Annotated in this window: 14 protein-coding genes and 1 pseudogene; 6 read left to right on the forward strand and 9 right to left on the reverse strand. The window is 69.1% G+C overall.

The window, feature by feature from the left end; genetic code table 11:
- Positions 1–55: 55 nt before the first annotated feature.
- Together phbB and phaR are read left to right on the forward strand one after the other, a co-directional pair.
- Positions 56–796: an acetoacetyl-CoA reductase gene (gene phbB, locus GDJ08_RS14685; protein WP_017354975.1), complete on the forward strand. Its 741-nt coding sequence runs from the start codon at positions 56–58 to the stop codon at positions 794–796.
- A gap of 168 nt (positions 797–964) precedes the next feature.
- The gene (phaR, locus tag GDJ08_RS14690) at positions 965–1,516 is read left to right on the forward strand and encodes a polyhydroxyalkanoate synthesis repressor PhaR (protein WP_136003247.1); all 552 of its coding nucleotides are present in this window, start codon (positions 965–967) and stop codon (positions 1,514–1,516) included.
- Positions 1,517–1,595: 79 nt separating this feature from the next.
- Here the strand turns inward: phaR and GDJ08_RS14695 are convergent, their stop codons facing one another.
- From GDJ08_RS14695 to GDJ08_RS14720, 6 genes are all read right to left on the reverse strand, one after another.
- On the reverse strand, positions 1,596–2,549 hold the full coding sequence (locus tag GDJ08_RS14695) for a TraB/GumN family protein (protein WP_051008666.1): 954 nt from the start codon (positions 2,547–2,549) through the stop codon (positions 1,596–1,598).
- A 10-nt stretch (positions 2,550–2,559) separates the two neighbouring features.
- Complete coding sequence (locus GDJ08_RS14700; protein ID WP_017357616.1) at positions 2,560–3,462, reverse strand: DUF1684 domain-containing protein; 903 nt, start codon at positions 3,460–3,462, stop codon at positions 2,560–2,562.
- A gap of 47 nt (positions 3,463–3,509) precedes the next feature.
- Positions 3,510–5,390, reverse strand: coding sequence for a DNA mismatch repair endonuclease MutL (gene mutL / locus GDJ08_RS14705; RefSeq protein ID WP_017357615.1), 1,881 nt, complete (start codon positions 5,388–5,390; stop codon positions 3,510–3,512).
- A 273-nt stretch (positions 5,391–5,663) separates the two neighbouring features.
- A complete protein-coding gene (locus GDJ08_RS14710; RefSeq protein WP_423669153.1) occupies positions 5,664–7,265 on the reverse strand; it encodes an N-acetylmuramoyl-L-alanine amidase in 1,602 nt (533 codons plus the stop codon).
- Positions 7,266–7,347: 82 nt separating this feature from the next.
- Positions 7,348–7,830, reverse strand: coding sequence for a tRNA (adenosine(37)-N6)-threonylcarbamoyltransferase complex ATPase subunit type 1 TsaE (gene tsaE, locus GDJ08_RS14715; protein WP_136003244.1), 483 nt, complete (start codon positions 7,828–7,830; stop codon positions 7,348–7,350).
- Complete coding sequence (locus tag GDJ08_RS14720) at positions 7,827–9,311, reverse strand: NAD(P)H-hydrate dehydratase (RefSeq protein ID WP_153165164.1); 1,485 nt, start codon at positions 9,309–9,311, stop codon at positions 7,827–7,829. Before GDJ08_RS14720 ends, tsaE begins: the two co-directional genes overlap by 4 nt.
- A gap of 25 nt (positions 9,312–9,336) precedes the next feature.
- On the opposite strand from GDJ08_RS14720, the gene queG reads away from it, so the two are divergent.
- Together queG and xseA are read left to right on the forward strand one after the other, a co-directional pair.
- Positions 9,337–10,425, forward strand: coding sequence for a tRNA epoxyqueuosine(34) reductase QueG (gene queG / locus GDJ08_RS14725; RefSeq protein ID WP_136003242.1), 1,089 nt, complete (start codon positions 9,337–9,339; stop codon positions 10,423–10,425).
- Positions 10,426–10,480: 55 nt separating this feature from the next.
- Positions 10,481–11,821 carry an exodeoxyribonuclease VII large subunit gene (xseA, locus tag GDJ08_RS14730; protein ID WP_153165165.1) on the forward strand — a complete coding sequence of 447 codons (1,341 nt, stop codon included), beginning with the start codon at positions 10,481–10,483 and terminating at the stop codon, positions 11,819–11,821.
- A 37-nt stretch (positions 11,822–11,858) separates the two neighbouring features.
- Here xseA and GDJ08_RS14735 read toward each other — a convergent pair whose 3' ends face one another.
- Positions 11,859–12,755 carry a M48 family metallopeptidase gene (locus tag GDJ08_RS14735; protein ID WP_153165166.1) on the reverse strand — a complete coding sequence of 299 codons (897 nt, stop codon included), beginning with the start codon at positions 12,753–12,755 and terminating at the stop codon, positions 11,859–11,861.
- A gap of 59 nt (positions 12,756–12,814) precedes the next feature.
- Entirely contained in the window at positions 12,815–14,638 is a 1,824-nt protein-coding gene (locus tag GDJ08_RS14740) for a formylglycine-generating enzyme family protein (protein WP_153165231.1), read from the reverse strand.
- Between the two features lie 164 nt (positions 14,639–14,802).
- Here GDJ08_RS14740 and rnd point away from each other — a divergent pair, with 164 nt between their 5' ends.
- On the forward strand, positions 14,803–15,882 hold the full coding sequence (rnd, locus tag GDJ08_RS14745; protein WP_153165167.1) for a ribonuclease D: 1,080 nt from the start codon (positions 14,803–14,805) through the stop codon (positions 15,880–15,882).
- Positions 15,883–16,031: 149 nt separating this feature from the next.
- Entirely contained in the window at positions 16,032–17,204 is a 1,173-nt protein-coding gene (locus tag GDJ08_RS14750; RefSeq protein WP_165699821.1) for a serine hydrolase domain-containing protein, read from the forward strand.
- A 144-nt stretch (positions 17,205–17,348) separates the two neighbouring features.
- Here GDJ08_RS14750 and GDJ08_RS14755 read toward each other — a convergent pair.
- A pseudogene (locus GDJ08_RS14755) lies at positions 17,349–19,646 on the reverse strand (TonB-dependent receptor); the annotation flags it as partial.
- Positions 19,647–19,939 lie beyond the last annotated feature (293 nt).

The raw sequence follows: 19,939 nt of genomic DNA on the forward strand, positions 1-19,939 counted from the left end.
GTTGCAGAATCCCCTTCCCCCCTATTGCTGGCCCTGCCGTTCGGAGTAGCTGCTCATGACATCTCGCGTCGCACTGGTCACCGGTGGCACCGGCGGCATCGGCACCGCCATCTGCCAGCGCCTGGCCGACCAGGGCCATCGGGTCGCCACCAACTACCGCGACCAGGCCAAGGCCGACGCCTGGCGGGAGATGATGCTGGCGCGCGGCTGCGACGTGGCGCTCTTCCGTGGCGACGTCTCCAACCCGGACACGGCCGAGGCGATGGTGCAGTCGGTCGAGGCCGCGCTGGGCCCGGTGGAGATCCTCATCAACAACGCCGGCATCACCCGCGACACCACCTTCCACCGCATGCGCGCCGAGCAGTGGCACGACGTCATCAACACCAACCTCAACTCGGTGTTCAACGTCACCCGCCCGGTGATCGAAGGCATGCGTCGCCGGGGCTGGGGCCGGGTCATCCAGATCAGTTCGATCAACGGTCTGAAGGGCCAGTACGGCCAGGCGAACTACGCCGCCGCGAAGGCCGGCATGCACGGGTTCACCATCTCGCTGGCGCGCGAGAATGCCGGCTTCGGCATCACCGTCAACACCATCTCGCCCGGCTATGTGGCCACCGACATGGTGATGGCGGTACCGGACGAAGTGCGCGCCAAGATCATCGCCGACATTCCGACCGGCCGCCTCGGCAAGCCCGAGGAAATCGCCTATGCGGTGGCCTTCCTGGTGGCCGAGGAAGCGGCCTGGATCACCGGTTCGAACCTGGACATCAACGGCGGCCACCATATGGGCTGGTGAGTGCGCCGCCGGGCACCGCCCGGCGCACGCGCCAATGCTGCACCCCTCGAAATTCCATGCTGCGCAACATGAATCGGCCCGGATACCCCGCCGCATGGGCCTTCCGGCGGTTGCATAGGCTGCTGCACTGCGCCATGCTGCGCGCCTACTGTGACGAGTGATTGCTTCATGGCTGCGACCCGCATTATCAAGAAGTATCCCAACCGCCGTCTCTACGACACTGAAATTTCGAGCTACATCACCATCGAAGACGTCCGCCAGCTGATCCTGGATGGCGAGGACTTCGAAGTCCGCGACGCCAAGAGCGGCGACGATCTGACCCGTTCGGTGCTGCTGCAGATCATCGCCGACCAGGAACAGGACGGCGAACCGATGCTGTCCACCCAGCTGCTGAGCCAGTTGATCCGCTTCTACGGCGATTCGCTGCAGGGCTTCATGGGCAATTACCTGGAGCGCAGCATGCAGGTGTTCCTGGACCAGCAGCAGCAGTTCCGCCAGCAGATGGGCAACCTGCTCGGCCAGACGCCGTGGGCGATGATGAACCAGCTGACCGAGCGCAACCTGGAGCTGTGGCAGGACTTCCAGCGCAACATGGGCACCGGCTTCGGCGGGCGTCCGGGTGGCACCGGTACCGGCCCCGCGGCGGGCGGCGGCACCGCCGGCGGCGCACGCAAGCCCGATGCACCGTCCACCCCGGGCACCGGCAAGACGCGCCGCTGATCCACCGCGCGTCCGGCTCCGCAACGACAAACGGCGCAGCCCTCGGGCCGCGCCGTTTTCGCAGGTGCTGCGCGCAGACTCAGCGCTTGGGCTTGGCGCAGCCCGTGCAGATCCGCTCCACCGTGTAGCCTTTGGCGCGCAGCTTCTCGACCACGCCGTCGTTGCCCAGCAGGTGCAGCGTGCCCACCACCACCAGCGTACCGCCCTGCCCGGCCTGCAGGTGCTGCTGCAGCTTGGGCACCCAAGCGTCATTGCGGTCGGTATTGATGCGCTTGTACAACTGCGGGTACTGGCCGCGCATCTGCGTGGCCATCGAATTCCACAGCAGCTTGTCGTCGCCGCGGCGCCAGGCATCGTGCAGCTTGCGCCCGTCCTCGTCACCCTTGTCGGCCTGTTCCAGCGCCTCGGCGACCATCTGCTGCTGCTCCTGCGCCGACATCCCCGACAACACTGCGATCTGGGTGTCGATGTCTTCCAGGCCGGCGGTGGCTTTGCCCGAGGCAGCTGCCTGGGTCATGAAGTGGCGGTCCAGACCGAGCTTCGGGTCCAGGCCCATCTTGGTGAACTGACTGAGGGTGATGGTCAGCCCGACGAACCACGGCTTCATGCCCTGCAGCTGCGCCAGCGGCAGGTTGTTGTCGCGCGCATAGGCCTGCAGCCGCGTCCAGGTGGGCGCATCGAGGTCGCGCTTGAGCTCGCTGCCATCGGTACGCACCGCCGCCTGCACCATCTTCTGTGCCAGCTGCGGCGACTCCATGTCCTGCGGCGACAGCTCGAACACCACGCGCTGCGCGTCGGCGAACGCGCGGTCCACGTCCGCCGAGAGCGGGTAGTCGCCGGGGCGCAGCAGGTGGAAGGAGCCCAGCAGATAGACACGGCTGTCGCCGGGGCCGGTGACCTTCCACAACAGCGGCACCGGGGCGGCCGCCTTTGCCGCCGGTTTTGCAGCCGGGGCGGCAGCGCGGGCCTGCGCGGGCATGCCGAACGACAGGCCGGCGGCGATCAGCAACGGGAACAGGCAACGGGACAACATGCGCATGGGTTCAACCCTCTCCTTCGGGTGCGTGATAAGCCTTCTCACCGGCGTCAACGCGCAGATCGAGGCGGTTTTCAGGGGGTGTCAGCGGACAGGTGGCGAACGGTGTGAACGCGCACGGCGGGTTGTAGGCGTGGTTGAAATCCAGCACGACCCGGCCTTGGGCATCGGGCGCGTCCGTGTCCAGGTAGCGACCCGCCGGGTAACTGCCGTGGCCGCTGGTGCGGTCACCGAAGATCACAAACAGCGGCCCCCCCGGTTCTCCGATGGCCTCCAGCCGGTAGGTGGCGCCATCGCGCTCGAACTCCAACGCGCCGGCGTTGGGCATGGCGGTGGTCAGGCCGGTGATGTCCACGATCGACAGCGTTTTACCCGCCGGGTGCGGAACGAAGCGGGCCTGCACCTTCCATGACGGGCCGCCGGGCCAGTACAGCAGGCCGGTGAAGCCGGTGCGCGAGGCAGCATCGGCATGTTTGACCCGCAGCGCGAAACGCTCGCCCCGATGGATCAGGCTCAGGTGGCCCTTGCCGCCATCGAAGGCGATCACGGTCGGGGTTGCATCACGATCGCTGAAGAAGCGGATGCGCCCGTGCACCGGTGCCCCGTCCACGGTGAGCGCCACGCCACGTTCGGGCGTGAACCAGACCTGGTCCCCCGTGCGCGCCACCATGCCCAGCTTGTCCGGCCCCACGGCAAGGCGGATGCCACTGCCCGGACCACGGCCGATGTAATGCGCCTTGTGCTCCAGCCAGTGCAGGCCGACCAGGGTGGTCCAGCCATCGGCGGCCACCAGGTCGGTGTAACGCTGCTGGCGCCACTGCTGCTGCTCGGCCGCGAAGGCTGGATCGGTCGCCATCGCCACCGGCGCATCCGCCGCCTTGTCCCCGCAGCCTCCGAACACGATCACCATGCAGGCCAGTGCGACCTGCCTTCCCCACTTCCCCATGTCTGTCCCCTTCAACGTCCGCGCAGGAACCAGCGGTCGATTTCCGCCAGCGAAAAACGGGCCCAGGTCGGCCGGCCGTGGTTGCACTGGCCGGAACGCTCGGTGATTTCCATGTCGCGCAGCAGCGCGTTCATTTCCGGCACCGTGAGCCGTCGGTTGGCGCGCACGGCACCGTGACAGGCCATCGTCGACAGGAGTTCGTCGCGTGCGCTGGCGATGCGCCGGCTCTGGCCGTGCTCACGCAGGTCGGTGAGCACATCGCGCAGCAGGCCTTCGGGTTCGGCGTTGGCCAGCAGCGCCGGAATGCTGCGCACATGCAGCGAGCCCGGTCCCGACCGGGTGATCTCAAAGCCCAGCGCCACCAGCGTGTCCGCCTCGCGCTCGGCGGTATCGGCATCGCGCTCGCCCACCGCCAGGGTGATCGGCACCAGCAGCGGTTGCGCGTGCAGCCCGATGCCGTCGTGCGCGGTCTTCAGCCGCTCGTAGCCGATGCGCTCATGGGCGGCGTGCATGTCCACCACGATCAGGCCTTCGGCGTTCTCGGCCAGGATGTAGATGCCGTGCAGCTGCGCGATGGCGTACCCCAACGGCGGCACGCCGCTGTCGGCGGAGGTCGCCGGCAGCCCGGACTGGCCCGGCACCGGCATCGACGCGGGTGCGGCGTCATCGTCGGCGCGCGGCTGCGCATACAGCGCGGCATAGGCCGAGGGCGCGTCGGCCACGCGCAGGCCCAACGGCGACTGTTGCGGCCGCCATTGGCCGCCCCCCATCCCGCCACCACCGCCCGCCCCGCCGGCCAACGCGTAACCGCCGGTCGCTGCAGCGCCGCTCTGTCCTGCCTGCATCTCCATCGGCGCGGCGATGCCTGCACCTGCCTCGATGCCGACGGCGGTCATGCCGGCCCGGGTCTCGGCCAGCGCGTCCTTCAGGGTGCGGTAGACGAAATCGTGGATGAGGCGCGAATCGCGGAAACGCACCTCGTGCTTGGCCGGGTGCACATTGACGTCAACGCGGGTCGGGTCCAGCTCCAGGAACAGCACGTAGGCCGGCTGCCGACCGTGGAACAGCACGTCGCCATAGGCCATCTTCACCGCATGGGCGACGCTGCGGTCACGCACCGACCGGCCATTGACGTACAGGTACTGCTGATCGGTACTGGCCCGCGAGTAATGCGGCTGCGCGATCCAGCCGTGCAGGCGCAGGCCGGCACCGCTGTGGTCCACGCGCAGCGCCTGGGCCGCGAAGTCGTCGCCGAGCGTCTCGCCCAGGCGCGCATCGGAATACAGGTCGCCGGGCTTGTAGCGTCGCGACGGTTTGCCGTTGTGTGAAACACGCAGCTCCACGTCCGGGCGGGCCAGCGCCAACGACCGCAACCATTCTTCGATATGGCCCAGTTCGGTGCGTTCGGCGCGCAGGAACTTGCGTCGGGCGGGCACGTTGTAGAACAGCTCACGCACTTCTACCGTGGTACCGGGTGCATGCGCGCGCGGGGTGACCTCCCCGAGTTTGCCGCCCTCGATCTGCAACGCCGAGCCGTGTGCGTCACCGGGGCGTCGCGAGGACAGGGTGAAGCGGCTGACCGAGGCGATCGACGGCAAGGCTTCGCCACGGAAACCCAGCGTGGCCACCGCTTCGAGATCGTCCAGGCTGGCGATCTTGCTGGTGGCGTGCCGGGAGACGGCCAGCGGCAGCTCTTCGGGAGCGATGCCACCGCCGTCGTCGCGGATCCGGATCAGGCGCACGCCACCTTCTTCCAGGTCGATGTCCACGCGTGTGGCGCCGGCATCGAGCGCGTTTTCCACCAGTTCCTTGACCACCGAGGCCGGTCGTTCGACGACCTCGCCTGCAGCGATCTGATTGATGAGGATGTCGGGAAGTTGGCGGATGGTCATGCGTGAATGATAGCGGCATCCGTGCAGCCGGCCAGAGGCCGGCTCTACGGGTGAATCGAAACCCGCCATACGGGCAAATAAAAACCTGCCTTTGGCGCTGAGGTCAGCCGGCCAGAGGCCGGCTCTACGGGCAAATAAAAACCCGCCTTTGGCGCTGAGGTCAGCCGGCCAGAGGCCGGCTCTACGGGCAAATAAAAACCCGCCTTTGGCGCTGAGGTCAGCCGGCCAGAGGCCGGCTCTACGGGCAAATAAAAACCCGCCTTTGGCGGGTTTTTATTTGCTTCCCCCGGCGACAGTGCCGGCGGCGTCGATTTCGGCCTGGGCGCGTGCGGCGTACAGGGTGCCGGGCGGAGGCTGGCGGCTGAAGAAGGTGTGCACGCCGTCGAGCACGGCCCCGGCGATCTGGCGCTGGTAGGCCGGATCGATCAGGCGCCGTTCCTCGTCCGGGTTGGAGATGAAGGCCGTTTCCACCAGCATCGCCGGCATGTCGGAGGTGCGCAGCACCGCGAAGTTGGCGCGCTCGATGTTCGGCTTGTGGTTCTTGCCGATCCGCTTCAACCCGCCCAGCACGTGCCCGGCCGCGTCTTCGGAGGCTTTCATGTAACCGCTCTGGGCCAGGTCCAGCAACACGTTCGCCAGGGTGCCCTCGGTCTGCTGCAGGCGCACGCCACCGACCAGATCGGCGGCGTTTTCCTTGTCCGCCAGCCAGCGGGCGCGCTGCGAGGACGCGCCTTTGGTGGACAGCACGTACACCGACGACCCGGTGGCCGCGCGGTTCTCGGCCGCGTCGGCATGGATCGAGATGAAGATGTCGGCCTTGGCGGCGCGGGCCTTCTGCGCACGCATCGGCAACGGGATGAACACATCGGTGTCGCGGGTCAGGAACGCCTTCAGGCCCGGCGTGGCATTGACCTGCCGCGCCAGTTCGCGCGCGACGGCCAGGGTGATGTCCTTTTCGCGCTTGCCTGTCGGGCCGACCGCGCCGGGGTCCTGCCCACCGTGACCAGGATCGATGGCGACCACCAGGGTGCGCATGCCCGGACGCATCTTCATCCGCGACGCATCGCTGGGCATCGCCGGACGCGGGGCCTCGGCTGCGGTCGTGGAGGCCGGTACCGGCGCGGGAGCCGGCGCTGCCACCACGGCTGCAGTGGGCTGGCCTGCGAGGATCGCTGCCGGCGAGGCAGAGTTGCTGGCGGCGTTGGCGCTGCCCGCGGCGGCCACGTTGGCCGTAGCCGTGGTCGGGGCGGGGGTCGGCAGCGGCGCAGCCGCAGTAGCGCTGGCCTGCTGTCGCACCGAGGCGGTCAGCAGCGCGGTCGCGCGGGCGGCATCGTTGCGCGCCTGGGCGCTGTCTGCCGGCGTCGGTGCAGGCGTCTGCGCGACTGCCGTCGGCGCAGCCGAGGAGGCCGGCGTGGCGGTCGATGCGGGAACGGTCGCGGTCGGCGCCGCGCTGGCCGGTGTGCTGGCCACGTTCGTGCCGCCATCGCCCGGCCATTCGATCACCAGCGTCGACTCATTGCCCTGCCTGCGCATCTGCGGCCTGAACGGCGCCACCGACTCGGCCAGGTCGAACACCACCCGGAACGTGCCGGGAACCGGCTGGCCGGTGCGCACGGCCGTCACCACGCCCTTCGGCGTGGGCAGCCTGAGGTTGCGGATGGCCGTGGAGTCGGGGAAATCGACCACCAGGCGGTTCGGGCCGGCCAGGGTGAGGGTCTTGTAGCCGCCGCTGCCGGACAGCGCGATTTCCGCGCGGGTGCCGGTGGCGCCCGTGTCCAGCGCCACCTGGCGGATCTCGCCCGCCCACGCCACGGCGCTCGCCAGACAGAGTCCGACGACGGCGCAGAGGGCAGTGAGTGGTTTCCCCATTGGCATGGGTCAGGATTCAATCACCGCGCTGAATGAAATGCAACTCCTTTTCCCTTAATAATCCGTAACCTGCCGGATTTTCCTAGTGTCAGCCGACAGAAAGGGCCTGCAAGTCACCCCCTTGGGGAAGGCGATCGAGCCATTCACGGCCCGCGGCGCTGTCCGCGCGGAGCCGCACGCGACGCCCCTGCCCCTCGATCTCCAGCGCCACCACCAGGTCGGTGGGCGGCAGGGCGCCAGCGCCCCGTTCCGGCCATTCGACCAGCCACAGCGACGCGCTGCCCTCGTCGAGCCCGAGGAAATCCAGCTCTCCGGCGTGGCCGATACGGTAGAGGTCCAGATGCCAGGCCTCGTGCCCATCGGCCAGCGGATACCGCTCCACCAGCGTGTACGTCGGGCTGCGGATCGGGCCCTGTACCCCCAGCGCGCGCAGCAGCGCGCGGGCGAGCGTCGACTTGCCGGCCCCCAGGTCGCCCTGCAGCTGCACCACGGCCTGCGCCGGGCGGGTGGCCGCGAGCCACTGCCCGAGCAGGTCGGTGTCGGCGGGTTCGGCGAGGAAAAACGTGATCATGCGGGGCGGTCCGGATTGACGAAGCGGCGCAGCGGCGCCAGAAGATCGGTGGGCAGCAGGCCACGCTGGCCTTCGGCGGCGGCGGCGTCGCCGGCCAGGGCATGCAGCAGCGCGCCGGTGCTGGCCGCGTCGAACGCTCCCAACCCCTGCGCGCGCAGTGCCGCGATCACGCCGGTCAGCAGGTCTCCCATGCCTCCGACGGCCATGCCGGGATTGCCGGCGGCAATCACCCGCGGGCGGGCGTGCGGCGCGGCGACCAGCGTGCCGGCCCCCTTCAGCACCACCACGGTCTGGTAGCGCTGGGCGAGCGCCTGTACGGCGGCGAAGCGGTCGCCCTGCACCTCGGCGGTGCTGCAGCCGAGCAGCCGCGCGGCTTCGCCCGGGTGCGGGGTCAGCACGGCATCGGGCAGCGGCTGCGGTGACTGCGCCAGCAGATTCAAGGCATCCGCATCGACCACCAGCGGACGGCCGGCGCCAAGCACCTGCCGCCACAGTTCGTGGGCCCAGTCGTCCTGACCCAGTCCCGGGCCGATCGCAATCACGCCGGACTGCGGCAGCAACGCGGACAGATCCTGGGCGTCCTCAACCGCGTGCACCATCGCTTCGGGCAGGCGCGACAGCAGCGCGGTGACATGCGCCTGGCGGGTGGCCACACGGACCAGTCCGGCGCCACTGCGCAGGGCCGCCTCGCTGGACAGCATCACCGCGCCACCGCTGCCAAGGTTGCCGCCCACGCACAGGACCTGCCCGGATTCGCCCTTGTGGGTGTTGGCGCGACGGGGCGCCAGCAGCGCGCGCACGCGTTCGTGGTGCCAGCGCGACGCCGATGCGACCACGTCCCGGGCGCTGCCCTCGGGCAGCTGCAGCGGTGCCAGTCGGCGCTCGCCGACATGTTCCAGCGCATCGCCGGTGTACAGGCCCTGGTGGCACACAATGAACTGCAGGGTCACAGCAGCCCGCACGGCTACGCCCGGCACCGCGCCGGTGCGCGCATCCACGCCGCTGGGCACATCCAGTGCCAGCACCGGGGCCGTCTCCTGGTTGAGTGCGGCGATGCGTGCCGCGGCGGCCGCCTCCGGCGCGCGATCCAGTCCGATCCCGAACAGTGCGTCCACCCAGACATCCATCGCGGGCAGCGGCCCGTCGCCGGCCAGCACATCCCCCCCCTGCGCCAGGAAGGCCGCCTGTGCGCGCTGGGCCAGCGCCGTGGCCGGTGCGTCGCCAGGCAGGTGCAGCACCTGCACGTGGCGGCCGGACTGCCGCGCCAGCGCCGCCAGCACGTAGCCGTCGCCACCGTTGTTGCCGCGCCCGGCCAGCACGCCGATGCGCTGGGCCTGCGGCCAGTGCTCCAGCAGGCATTGCCAGGCGGCCAGACCGGCCTGGTCCATCAGCGAAGCGCCACCGTCGCCCAGCAGCGCACTGGCCTGGGCATCGATGCGGCGGGCGGCAGGGGTGTCGAAGAGTTCAGCGAGTTCAAGCATGACGGGATTCTATACTTGCCCCCTGATGTCCGCCGTCCCCGCCCCTGTCCCGCTCGACCCCGCCCTGGCCGCCCACCGGCTGCGCGCCCTTGCGCGGGCGCACGGATTCCAGCGCTGCGGGGTGGCCGGCATCGAGCTGGGCGAGGATGAGGCGCACCTCGCCGACTGGCTCGGCAAAGGCCTGTACGGAACCATGCAGTGGATGGCCCGCCACGGCACGCTGCGCGCGCGCCCCGCCGAATTGCTGCCCGGCACCGTGCGGGTGATCTCGGTGGGCATGGACTATGGCCACAAGGACGATGCCCAGGCCTGGGACACCCTGCACGATGGCGACCGCGCCTACGTGGCGCGCTACGCGCTGGGCCGCGACTACCACAAGCTGATGCGCAACCGGCTGCAGAAGTTCGCCGATGCCCTCGCCGCCGAGATCGGTCCGTTCGGCTACCGGGTGTTCGTCGATTCGGCGCCGGTGCTGGAGCGCGCGCTGGCGCGCAATGCCGGGCTGGGCTGGATCGGCAAGCACACCTGCCTGATCGACCGCCAGGGCGGCTCGTGGTTCTTCCTCGGCGAGATCTACGTCGATCTGCCGCTGCCGGTGGACACGCCCGCGACTGCGCACTGCGGCACCTGCACGCGCTGCATCGATGTGTGTCCCACCCAGGCGATCATCGCGCCGCAGCGCCTGGATGCGCGGCGCTGCATCTCCTACCTGACCATCGAGCACGAGGGTGCCATTCCCGAGCCGATGCGCCCGCTGATGGGCAACCGCATCTACGGGTGCGACGACTGCCAGCTGGTGTGCCCCTGGAACAAATTCGCCCGGCGTACCGACGAGCCCGATTTCCGCGCCCGCAACGATCTGGACACCGCCTCGCTGGCGCAGCTGTTCGCCTGGGAGGAAGACGAGTTCCTGCGGCGTACCGAAGGCAGCCCCATCCGCCGCAGCGGCCACGAGCGCTGGCTGCGCAACATCGCCGTGGCGCTCGGCAACGCGCCCACCCATGCCGACACCCTCGCCGCGCTGCACGCGCGTCGCGCGCATCCGTCAGCCATCGTGCGTGAACACGTGGAATGGGCGCTGCAGCAGCACGCCGGGCGCGACGCCGCGGGATGAAGCACGCGCGCCAACGTGCGACCATGCCTCCCCGTTCGTACCGTTCTATCCCCTCATGGACCGCAGCGCGCAGATCCTCACGCCCAGCCAGCTCAACATCCTGGCCCGCGACCTGCTGGAAGGCGCTTTCCCGCTGATCTGGGTGGAAGCCGAACTCGGCAGCGTCACCCGCCCGGCGTCCGGCCACATGTACGTCACGCTCAAGGATGCGCGCGCGCAGATCCGCGCCGCGCTGTTCAAGCCGAAGAGCCAGTGGCTGAAGTTCATCCCGCGCGAAGGCATGCGCGTGCTGGCCCGCGGCCGGTTGACCCTGTACGAAGCGCGCGGCGAGTACCAGCTGGTGCTGGACCACATGGAGGAAGCCGGCGAAGGCGCCCTGCGCCGCGCGTACGAACAGCTCAAGGCGCGCCTGGAAGCCGAAGGCCTGTTCGCGCCCGAGCGCAAGCGCGCCCTGCCCGCCCACGTGCGCCGTCTGGCGGTGATCACCTCGCCCACCGGCGCAGCCGTACGCGACGTGCTGAGCGTGCTGGAACGGCGCTTCCCGCTGCTGGAAGTGGACCTGCTGCCAAGCCTGGTGCAGGGCGACAGTGCCGCCGCGCAGATCACCGCGCTGCTGCGCGGCGCCGACACCAGCGGCCGCTACGACGTGATCCTGCTCACCCGCGGTGGCGGCTCGCTGGAGGATCTGTGGGCGTTCAACGACGAGCAGCTGGCCCGTGCCATCGCCGCCTGCACCACCCCGGTGGTCTCGGCGGTCGGTCACGAAACCGACTTCAGCCTGGCCGATTTCGCCGCCGACCTGCGCGCGCCCACCCCCTCCGTCGCCGCCGAACTGCTGGTGCCCGACCAGCGCGACCTGGCGCTGCACCTGCGTCGCCTGGACGCGCGCCTGGCGCAACTGCAACGCCATGCGCTGGGCCAGGCCATGCAACGCACCGACCGCGCCCTGCTGCGCCTCAACGCGCAGAGCCCGCAGGCCCGCCTGCAGCTGCTGCGGCGGCGCCAGCAGGACGCGGCACGGCACCTGGTCGCCCTGTGGCAGCAGTTGCATGAGCGCCGCCTGGCGCGGCTTCGCCATGCCGCGGCGGTGCTGCGCAACGGTCACCCGCAGCGTCGCCTGGATGCACTACGGGAACGGCTGCAGCGTCTGCAGCCACGTGCCGATGGCGCCATCGCGCGTCACCTGCAACGTGATGGCCTGCGCCTGCGTGCCCTCGCCCGTTCAATGGAAGCGGTCAGCCCGCTGGCCACGGTGGCACGCGGTTACGCCATCCTGACCCGCGAGGACGATGGCAGCCTGGTGCGGTCCCCGCTGCAGGTCCGTCCCGGCGACACGCTCACCGCGCGCGTGCAGGACGGGGCGATCCAGGTCGTGGTGAAAGACCCCGCCCGCTGAGGCACCGTGCCGGCGATGCGTGCCGGCAGTGGCCAGGTCAGCCCGCGCTCTCGCAGAAGCGCTTGCGGTACTCCATCGCCTTGGGCATCAGCGCCTGCAGGTTCTGGATGCGCGTGCCTGGGTTGGGATGGGTGGAGGAGAACTCCGGCGGTGCCTGCCCGCTGCTCTGGCCCATCCGCTCCCACAGTGGAATCGCTTCGCGCGGGTCGAAGCAGGCGGCGGCCGCCAGCATCAGGCCCACTTCGTCGGCCTGGGTCTCGTGGCTGCGTGCATACGGCAGCAGGTAGCCGTAGCCCATCGCCGACATCACCATCTGTTGCTGCTGCGGGTCCATGCCGCTGGCCGCGCCGGCCATCTGTCCGATCTGGGTCAGCTTCTGCTGGGCCATGCGCTGTGCCCCGTGACGCAGCAGCGCGTGGGCAATCTCGTGCCCCATCACCACCGCCATCGCATCGGTGGTGCGCGCCACCGGGATCAATCCGGTGTACACCGCCATCTTGCCGCCCGGCAGGCAGAACGCATTGGCCTGATCGGACTGGATGACGTTCACCTCCCACTCGAAGTCGCGGGAGAAATGCGCCGGCTTGAGCCCATGCTCCTCGGCAAGCGCGGTTTCCACCACGTCGACCTTGTTGATCAGGCGCTGGGCGATCGCACGCACATCCCGGGACACCTGCAGGTTCGGATCGACCGGGCGCTCCTGCGCCAGGATCTGCTGGTAGGCCTGCAGCCCCAGCGCCTTCTCCTGAGTGGCATCGAGCGAGCTGTCGATCAGCACGCTTTCCCCGGTATAGGGGTCCACCGCACGGTTGGAGAACCAGTAGAAGGCGGCGTAGCCGGCGAACGCCAGCAGCACCCACCAGCGGATGTTGCCGAACAATCCCGGTCGCCGGGCCCGGCCCTGCTGCTGACCGCCAAATGGATCGTTGCGCATGCTCGTGGTTCCTGGTGGGTCCGGGGCACGCCGCCCCGCGCCCGCCCATCCTAGATCGCTCAGATGCCGCGCACCAGCCGGAAGCCGATGCGGGCGCTGGTGGTGTCCGAGTCCTGCGACTGCCGCCAGGCCGCGCGGGTCTGCTCGGGCGCGTTGGCCCAGTTGCCGCCGCGGATCACGCGCTGGCGGCAGCCCGGGTTGAACCAGGCCACGCCGTCGGACGGCGCGCGCCGATAGCTGGCATGCCAGCAGTCGGCAACCCACTCGCTGAGATTGCCAGCGATGTCGTGAACGCCCCAGGCGTTGGGTTCGAAGGTCGCCACGGGCGCCGGTCCCCAATATCCGTCGCCATAGCCGACAAAGGCGTTGTACCAGCGGCGCCCGGACGGCGAAACGTCCTTGCCACCGGTGAAGTTGCCCGCGCGCGGCGGCGGCGTGCCAGCGTCGCCCCAGGGGTAGCGACCACTGCTGCCCGCGCGCAGCACGTACTCGAACTCGGCTTCGCTCGGCAGCCGGTAGGAACGGCCGGTCTGCTCGGACAGCCAGGCGGCGTAGTGCTCGGCATCACGCACACTCACATGCATCACCGGCAGGGTGGCGATTGCCGGGGCGCCGCTGTAGTCCGACTGCCAGTCCACGCCGCTGCGGCGCATGAAGTTGCCGCTGCGCTCGTCATACACGATCGAATGGCCGCGCCGGGTCGCGCGCGGGCGCGCCTTGGTCGCCTCCACATAGCGGCGGAAGTCGGCGACCGTCACCTCGGTGATCGACAGGGCAAAGCCGCGCTCGAACCGCACATAGTGGGAGGGCTTTTCGGCATCGGTGGCGCCAGGCTCGCTGTCGCCCGCGCCCATCTGGAAGCCGCCATGCGGCACGACGATCATCTGCGGGCCGCGCCCGCCGTCACGCAGCGCATCGCTGAACACTTGGCGCGGCCGGAAGCTGCCGTAATGGGTGACCAGTTCGATCCGCTCACGCAACTGCACCACCACCGGGTCGCCCGGCAGGGCGATCCGCAGCGCATCCTCCAGCTTCTGCCGCGCCGGCTTGAGCCCCTGCGGCGTGGCCAGGTCGCGCAGACCTTCATCGCGCAGGCGGACCAGCGTCTCGGCGCGGATGCGCTCGATCCGTTCAAACGCGTCGGCAATGGTGATCGACGAATCGCGCACCTTGGCCGCTTCGGCCAGCCAGGTGCCGGCGGTGCTGAAATCGGTGGCGCGCGCGGCGTCCTCGGCGCGCCGGATCAAGGCGCTTTCCGCTGCCGCCAGCCCTTGGCGTGCCCGCGCGTTGTCCGGGTCCAGGGCCAGGGCCTCACGGAAGTTGGGAATCGCGCCATCGCCATCTTCACCGATGCGCCCGGCACGCAGGTCATCCTCGCCGGCCCGGTTGTAGGCGAGCACCCGCTGCGCCTTCTCAACGCGCGTCTGCAACTGGCGCACCTTGGGGTCCTCCGGAGCCAAGGTCAGCAGCACCAGCGCCATGTCACCGGCCTCGGCCAGCGCCTCGCGCTGCTTCAGCGGCCGGGCCAGCAGGGCGGTCGCCTCGTCCAGCAGGCGGTGTCGCGCACGCGTCAGCCCGGCCTGCGCCTGGCGATCGCCGGGATTGTGCTGCAACAGGCCCAGCCAGATCGGAATCGCATCGGCGGACGTGGCGTACAGCCGCCCCTGCTCGAATGCCTGCGTCGCCTCGCGATGCGCCTTGGCCACGCCCTGCGCGTCAATCACGACCGGCGGCGGCTCCCAGCGCTGCACGGTTTCGGCCGCGTCCTCGCCCCCGATGGTGACCTGCGCCGCCACCGGTCCACGCACGGCAGGCGCCGGCCCGGTTCCCGCCGCAGGCGGCGTGGCAGCCGGCGGCGTCGAGGGCGAGCAGCCGCTGGCCATCCCCAGCGTCAGGGCCAGCAACAACGGCAATGTGCCGGACGATCGCAAATTCGGTTCCCTGCCGCCTGATGGTTCAGGGCCTCATCATACTGGCGCGGCCGTGCAGGGGTGCATCGCGCTATCCTCCCCACCCTGAGCAGACCCTGCAGTCGATGGAACCCCACGTGGCTTACTGGATCAAAACCCCGGCGGAACTGGACGAGCGCTACCGCCAGCGCCCCACCCGCATCGGCCTGGATACCGAATTCATCCGCGAGCGCACTTACTGGCCGCAACTGGCCCTGGTGCAGATGGCGGTCGGTGATGACATCCTGCTGATCGATCCGCTGATCCCCGGCATGACCGAAGCGCTGGCCCCCTGGCTGACCGACACGTCGATCCTCAAGATCATGCACAGCGCCAGCGAAGATCTGGTCACCTTCAAAGTGGCCTGCGGGGTGCTGCCGCGGCCGCTGTTCGACACCCAGATCGGTGCGGCACTGGCCGGCATCGGCGGCGGCATGGGTTACCAGAAGCTGGTCAACGCGATCACCGGCGTCACCCTGGCCAAGGGCGAGACCCGGTCGGACTGGATGCGGCGCCCGCTCTCCGACGCGCAGCTGGAATACGCCGCCGATGACGTGGAGTACCTGTTCGCGCTGCACGACGCGATCGACGCCCGGCTGGGCGAACTCGATCGTCGCCAGTGGCTGCAGGACGATGCCGAGCGCCTGCTCGCCAGCGTCGAGCACGACGAAGAGCGCTGGCCGCATGTGGCCATGCGCTCGGCGCAGTTCATGGATACGCCCGCGCAGATGCGCCTGCTGCGGCTGCTGCGCTGGCGCGATGTGCAGGCACGCGTCAGCGACAAGCCGCGCAGCTGGATTCTCGACAACGAACTGGCCGCTGTACTCGCGCGCACGCCGCCGGCCGATGTCGATGCGCTCGGCGCCCTGATGGAGGGCTTCCCCAAGGCGCCGCGCAAGCTGGCCGCACAGGTCTGGCAGGCGCTGGTCACGCCGTTGGATGACGAGGCCGAGGCACCGTTGGCACTGCCGGCCAACGACACCAACAAGCAGGCGCTCAAGCGCCTGCAGGATGCGGTCGCCGCACGCACGGCCGAGCTGGGCCTGCCCGACGGCGTGCTGGCCTCGCGCAAGCATCTGGAAAGCTATCTGGAGAGCCGCCAGTGGCCTGCTGCATTGGCCGGCTGGCGCCAGGCGCAGCTGGAACCGGCGCTGGCTCCGCTGCTGCCGGCAGGCTGACCCCTCTACACGTCTGCGTGTCGGCATGGGCCACGCAGACTGCCCCGCTGCAGGCTGAACAGACGTCGCGCGGCCGTGACCGCAGACATATGGGAACACGCCGAGGTGCGTGCAAGAGTGGCTTCACCGCCACCCCTGCAAGGATTCCCATGCAATCGATCCGGACACGATGGACCGTGGTTCCCAGTGGCACGCGAGGCCTGCGCGCGTTGCTGGCACTGGGGCTGATCCTGGCGATCGGCAGCGCCGGTGCTGCCGACACGCTCGATGCGCGCATCACCACCGCCATGCAGGGCACCGCCACCCCCGCGATGGGCGTGCTGGTGATCCGCGATGGCAAAGTCGCCGACCAGGCGGTCAGCGGTGTGCGCCGCAGCGACGCCAAGACCGTAGCCACCCGCGACGACCAGTGGATGATCGGCTCCACCGGCAAACCGATCACCGTGGCGGTGATCGCGCGCCTGGTCGAACAGGGCGTGCTGACGTGGGATGCCCCGTTGTCGACGATGCTGCCGGAACTGTCGGCGCAGATGCGCCCGGAGTACCGCAATGTCACTCTGGTACAGCTGCTGTCGCACCGCGCCGGCCTGCCGGAAAACCTGACCGATGCGGCCGCACTGGATGCCTTCTTCACCGACGCCCGGCCGCTGCCGGTGCAGCGTGAGGCGTATATCAAGGCTGCGTTGGCCGACGCGCCGGTGCATGCGCCGGGCACCGAGTTCGCCTACAGCAACAGCGGCTTCCTGATTGCCGCGGTGATTGCCGAGCACGCCACCGGCAAGGATGTGGAAACGCTGATGCAGCGCGAAGTGTTTGATCCGCTGGGCATGACGGGCGCCGGCTTCGGCCCGACGCGCGGCAACCAGCCGCTGGGCCACCGCGCCGGCAAGCCGGTGACCACCGCACCGCGCAAGGCCGATGACGGCGTGCCGCCGATCTACACCGCCGCCGGCAACCTGCACATGCGCCTGCAGGACCTGGCGCTGTTCGCGATCGACCAGCTTGCCGGCAGCCAGGGCAAGGGTACGCTGCTGACCCCGGCGTCCTACGCACTGATGCAGACCGCGCAGCCGGGTAGCGGATCGGGCCTGGACTGGGGCGTGCAGCCGTCCATCGCCGGGCGCCAGGGGCCCGTGCTCGTGCACGGCGGCTCGGATGGCAACTGGCTGGCGTGGGTGGTGCTGTTCCCCGGCCAGAACAATGCCGTGATCGCCATCGCCAATGCGGCTGAAGACATGGGCGCGGACAAGGCCACGATGGGCGTACTGGGTGGCCTGTTCGCCGAACTGGCACCGCCGCTGGCCGCGCCCGCCGCAAGGTAGAACGGCGTGGGCCGCGGTCCGTGACCCAACGCGGCGGCGATCGACGCACACCGGAAACGACAACGCCCTGCTTGGGCAGGGCGTTGTCGAGGCGTGCGACAGGCGACGTCGGCACCGCAGCTGCGCGGCGCCGATGCCCGTCCATTACCAGTTCATGTTGAGCGAAACACCCACGGTGCGCGGTTCGTTGTACACCGCCGCCATGTAGTTTTCGATCACACCCTTGAGGTTCTTCTCATTGGTGATGTTGCGTGCGAACAACGCCACTTCCCAGGCGCCATAGTTGCCCGAGTAGCCCAGCTTCAGGCCACCTTCGAAGCTGCCCTTGGAGTTGAACTCGGCCGAGTCGTACAGCACGAAGCTGGTGTAACCCTGTCTGTTCCAGTCGGTGGACACGAAGAACACATCGCTGTCGTTGACCGGCACGTCATAACGCGCGGCCAGGTTGATGTTGTACTTGGGCGCGTTCGGCAGCGGGTTGCCGTTGATCTGGGCGAAGGTGTTCGCGCCAACCTTGATGGTCGGATCGTTCACCGTACACACCACGGCACCATTGAGGGCGCACACCTGCGCATACACGCGGTCGTCCTGGATCTCGCTGTGCAGCAGGCTGACGCCGGCGCTCAGGCTCAGGTTCGGCACCGGGCGCAGTTCCATGTCTGCTTCCAGGCCGTAAGCCTTGGCCTTGTCGGCGTTGAACAGCACGCCGTTGCCGTCCGAGTCGTTGCCGTTGAGCTGGATGTCGTTGACCACGTAGGTGAACGCGGCGGCGTTCACGCGCAGGCGGTTGTCCCACAGGCTGCTCTTGATGCCCGCTTCCCAGGACAGGATGGTTTCCGAGTCCGCGGTGGTGAAGTCGGCATTGAACACGGCCGAGCGGCCCTGGATGGTCGGGCCACGGAAGCCGCGCGCCACGCGCGCATACACGCTCAGCTGCGGGTTGAACGCGTACATCGCGCTGACATCCCAGCTCGGCGTGGTATCGGACATCTCCACGTCGGTGCGACCCTTGTAGGTCACCACGCCGGCGGCGGTATCGGCGGTCTTCAGCAGGCGGGTGTGCTTCTCGTCGCGGGTCTGGCGCAGGCCGGCGGTGAGCGTGAACCTGTCGGTGACGTCATAGCTGATCTGGCCGAAACCGGCCCACGAGGTATTGACGTTGCGCAGGCGCACCCAGTTGTTCGGATTGCGCGCATTGCCCTGCAGGAACCAGGCGCGCTGGTAGAAATCGGTGGTGTCACGGCCATCGAAGTAGAACGCGCCTACCTGCCACTTCAGGCGGTTGTCGTCACCGTTGGCCAAGCGGATTTCCTGGGTCCACTGGTCCAGATCGCGGATCTGGCCCATCGACTGGCCGTAGCCGTTCGGCACGCCGTTGACCGGATAGTTCACCGCCGCGCCGCCGTCGGTATCACCACGGCTGTAGCCGGAAGTGGTTTCGTAGGCGGTGATCGAGGTCAGCGACACGTTGCCGAAATCGTAGACCGCCTTGATCGAGCCGCCGTAGGTCTTGTAGGCCTGCGGGTTGTTGCCGGCTTCGTCATAGGCGACCTTGTCGCGCGGCACGTCGGTCTTGTTGGAGCCCTTGGTCAGCGCGCTGCGCAGGAACAGGGTGGAGGTGCCGTCGTAATCGCGCGCATGCGCCGAGGCCAGCAGCGAGAAGGCATCGCTGGGTTGCAGCAGCAGCTGCGCACGCACGTTGCGGTCGTCGAAGCCGCCCATCGCATTCTTCTTCGGCGAGACCGTGCCATCGGCGCTCGGGCCGGTGTAGGTGTTGTCCACGTAATCGTCGCGGTGCTGATACAGCGCCGAGACACGGAACGAGGCAATGTCGTTGATCGGACCGCCGAAGCCGCCGTCCACCGCCACGCTGCCGTAAGTGCCATAGCTGGCCTGCACGCGACCGCTGTAGTCCTGGCTCGGCTTGATGCTGTCGAACTTGACGATGCCGGCGGTGGTGTTGCGGCCGAACAGCGTGCCCTGCGGACCGCGCAGCACTTCGACCTGGTCCACGTCATAGACCGGATTGGACTTGAGCACCACGTGCTCGAGCACCACGTCGTCCTGGATGATCGACACCGGCTGCGAGGCGCCCAGGTAGAAATCGATGTTGCCCAGGCCGCGGATGTAGAAGCGCGGGAAGATGCGGCCGGTGGTGGTTTCGGCATAGAAGCTCGGCACCTTGCCCGACAGCGCCAGCAGCGTGTCGTCGCCACCGGCGGTGTAGTCGCGCATGCGCTCGCCCTGCACTACGCCGACCGACACCGGCACCTCCTGCAGATTGCGCTCGCGGTGATCGGCGGTCACGGTGATCGCGTCGAGGGAGGTCGGGCTCGCGTCCTGGGCCGAGGCGGCGCCGGCCAGGCCAAGCAGCGAGGCGGTGGCGCAGGCCAGCGCCAGGGCATGACGGCGCGGCAGCGGTCCGGTTACAGCAACACGGCGCGAAGAATGACGCAGGGACACGGAGGTGGTGCGATTGACAGGCATGCAGGGGTCTCGGGCAGTACTGAACTGGGTGGCGTGCGACGCACGCAGGAAAACAACGACAGCACCGCTGGTTGCGCAGCGATGCGGCACGATATTGCGCGGATGTTGCAGGTTGTTTTCAGGGCGATGCGGGGGACGGCCGTCCATCCCCGACCCTGATCGGTTGGCTGCTGCCAGGATGCGTGGCGCGGATTATGCCCGGCACGCGCCCGGTCCGGAAGGTCAGACCGTGGCCGCAGACGCCCGTG

Source organism: Stenotrophomonas nematodicola (assembly GCF_009467805.1).
Taxonomy (GTDB): Bacteria; Pseudomonadota; Gammaproteobacteria; order Xanthomonadales; family Xanthomonadaceae; genus Stenotrophomonas; species Stenotrophomonas nematodicola.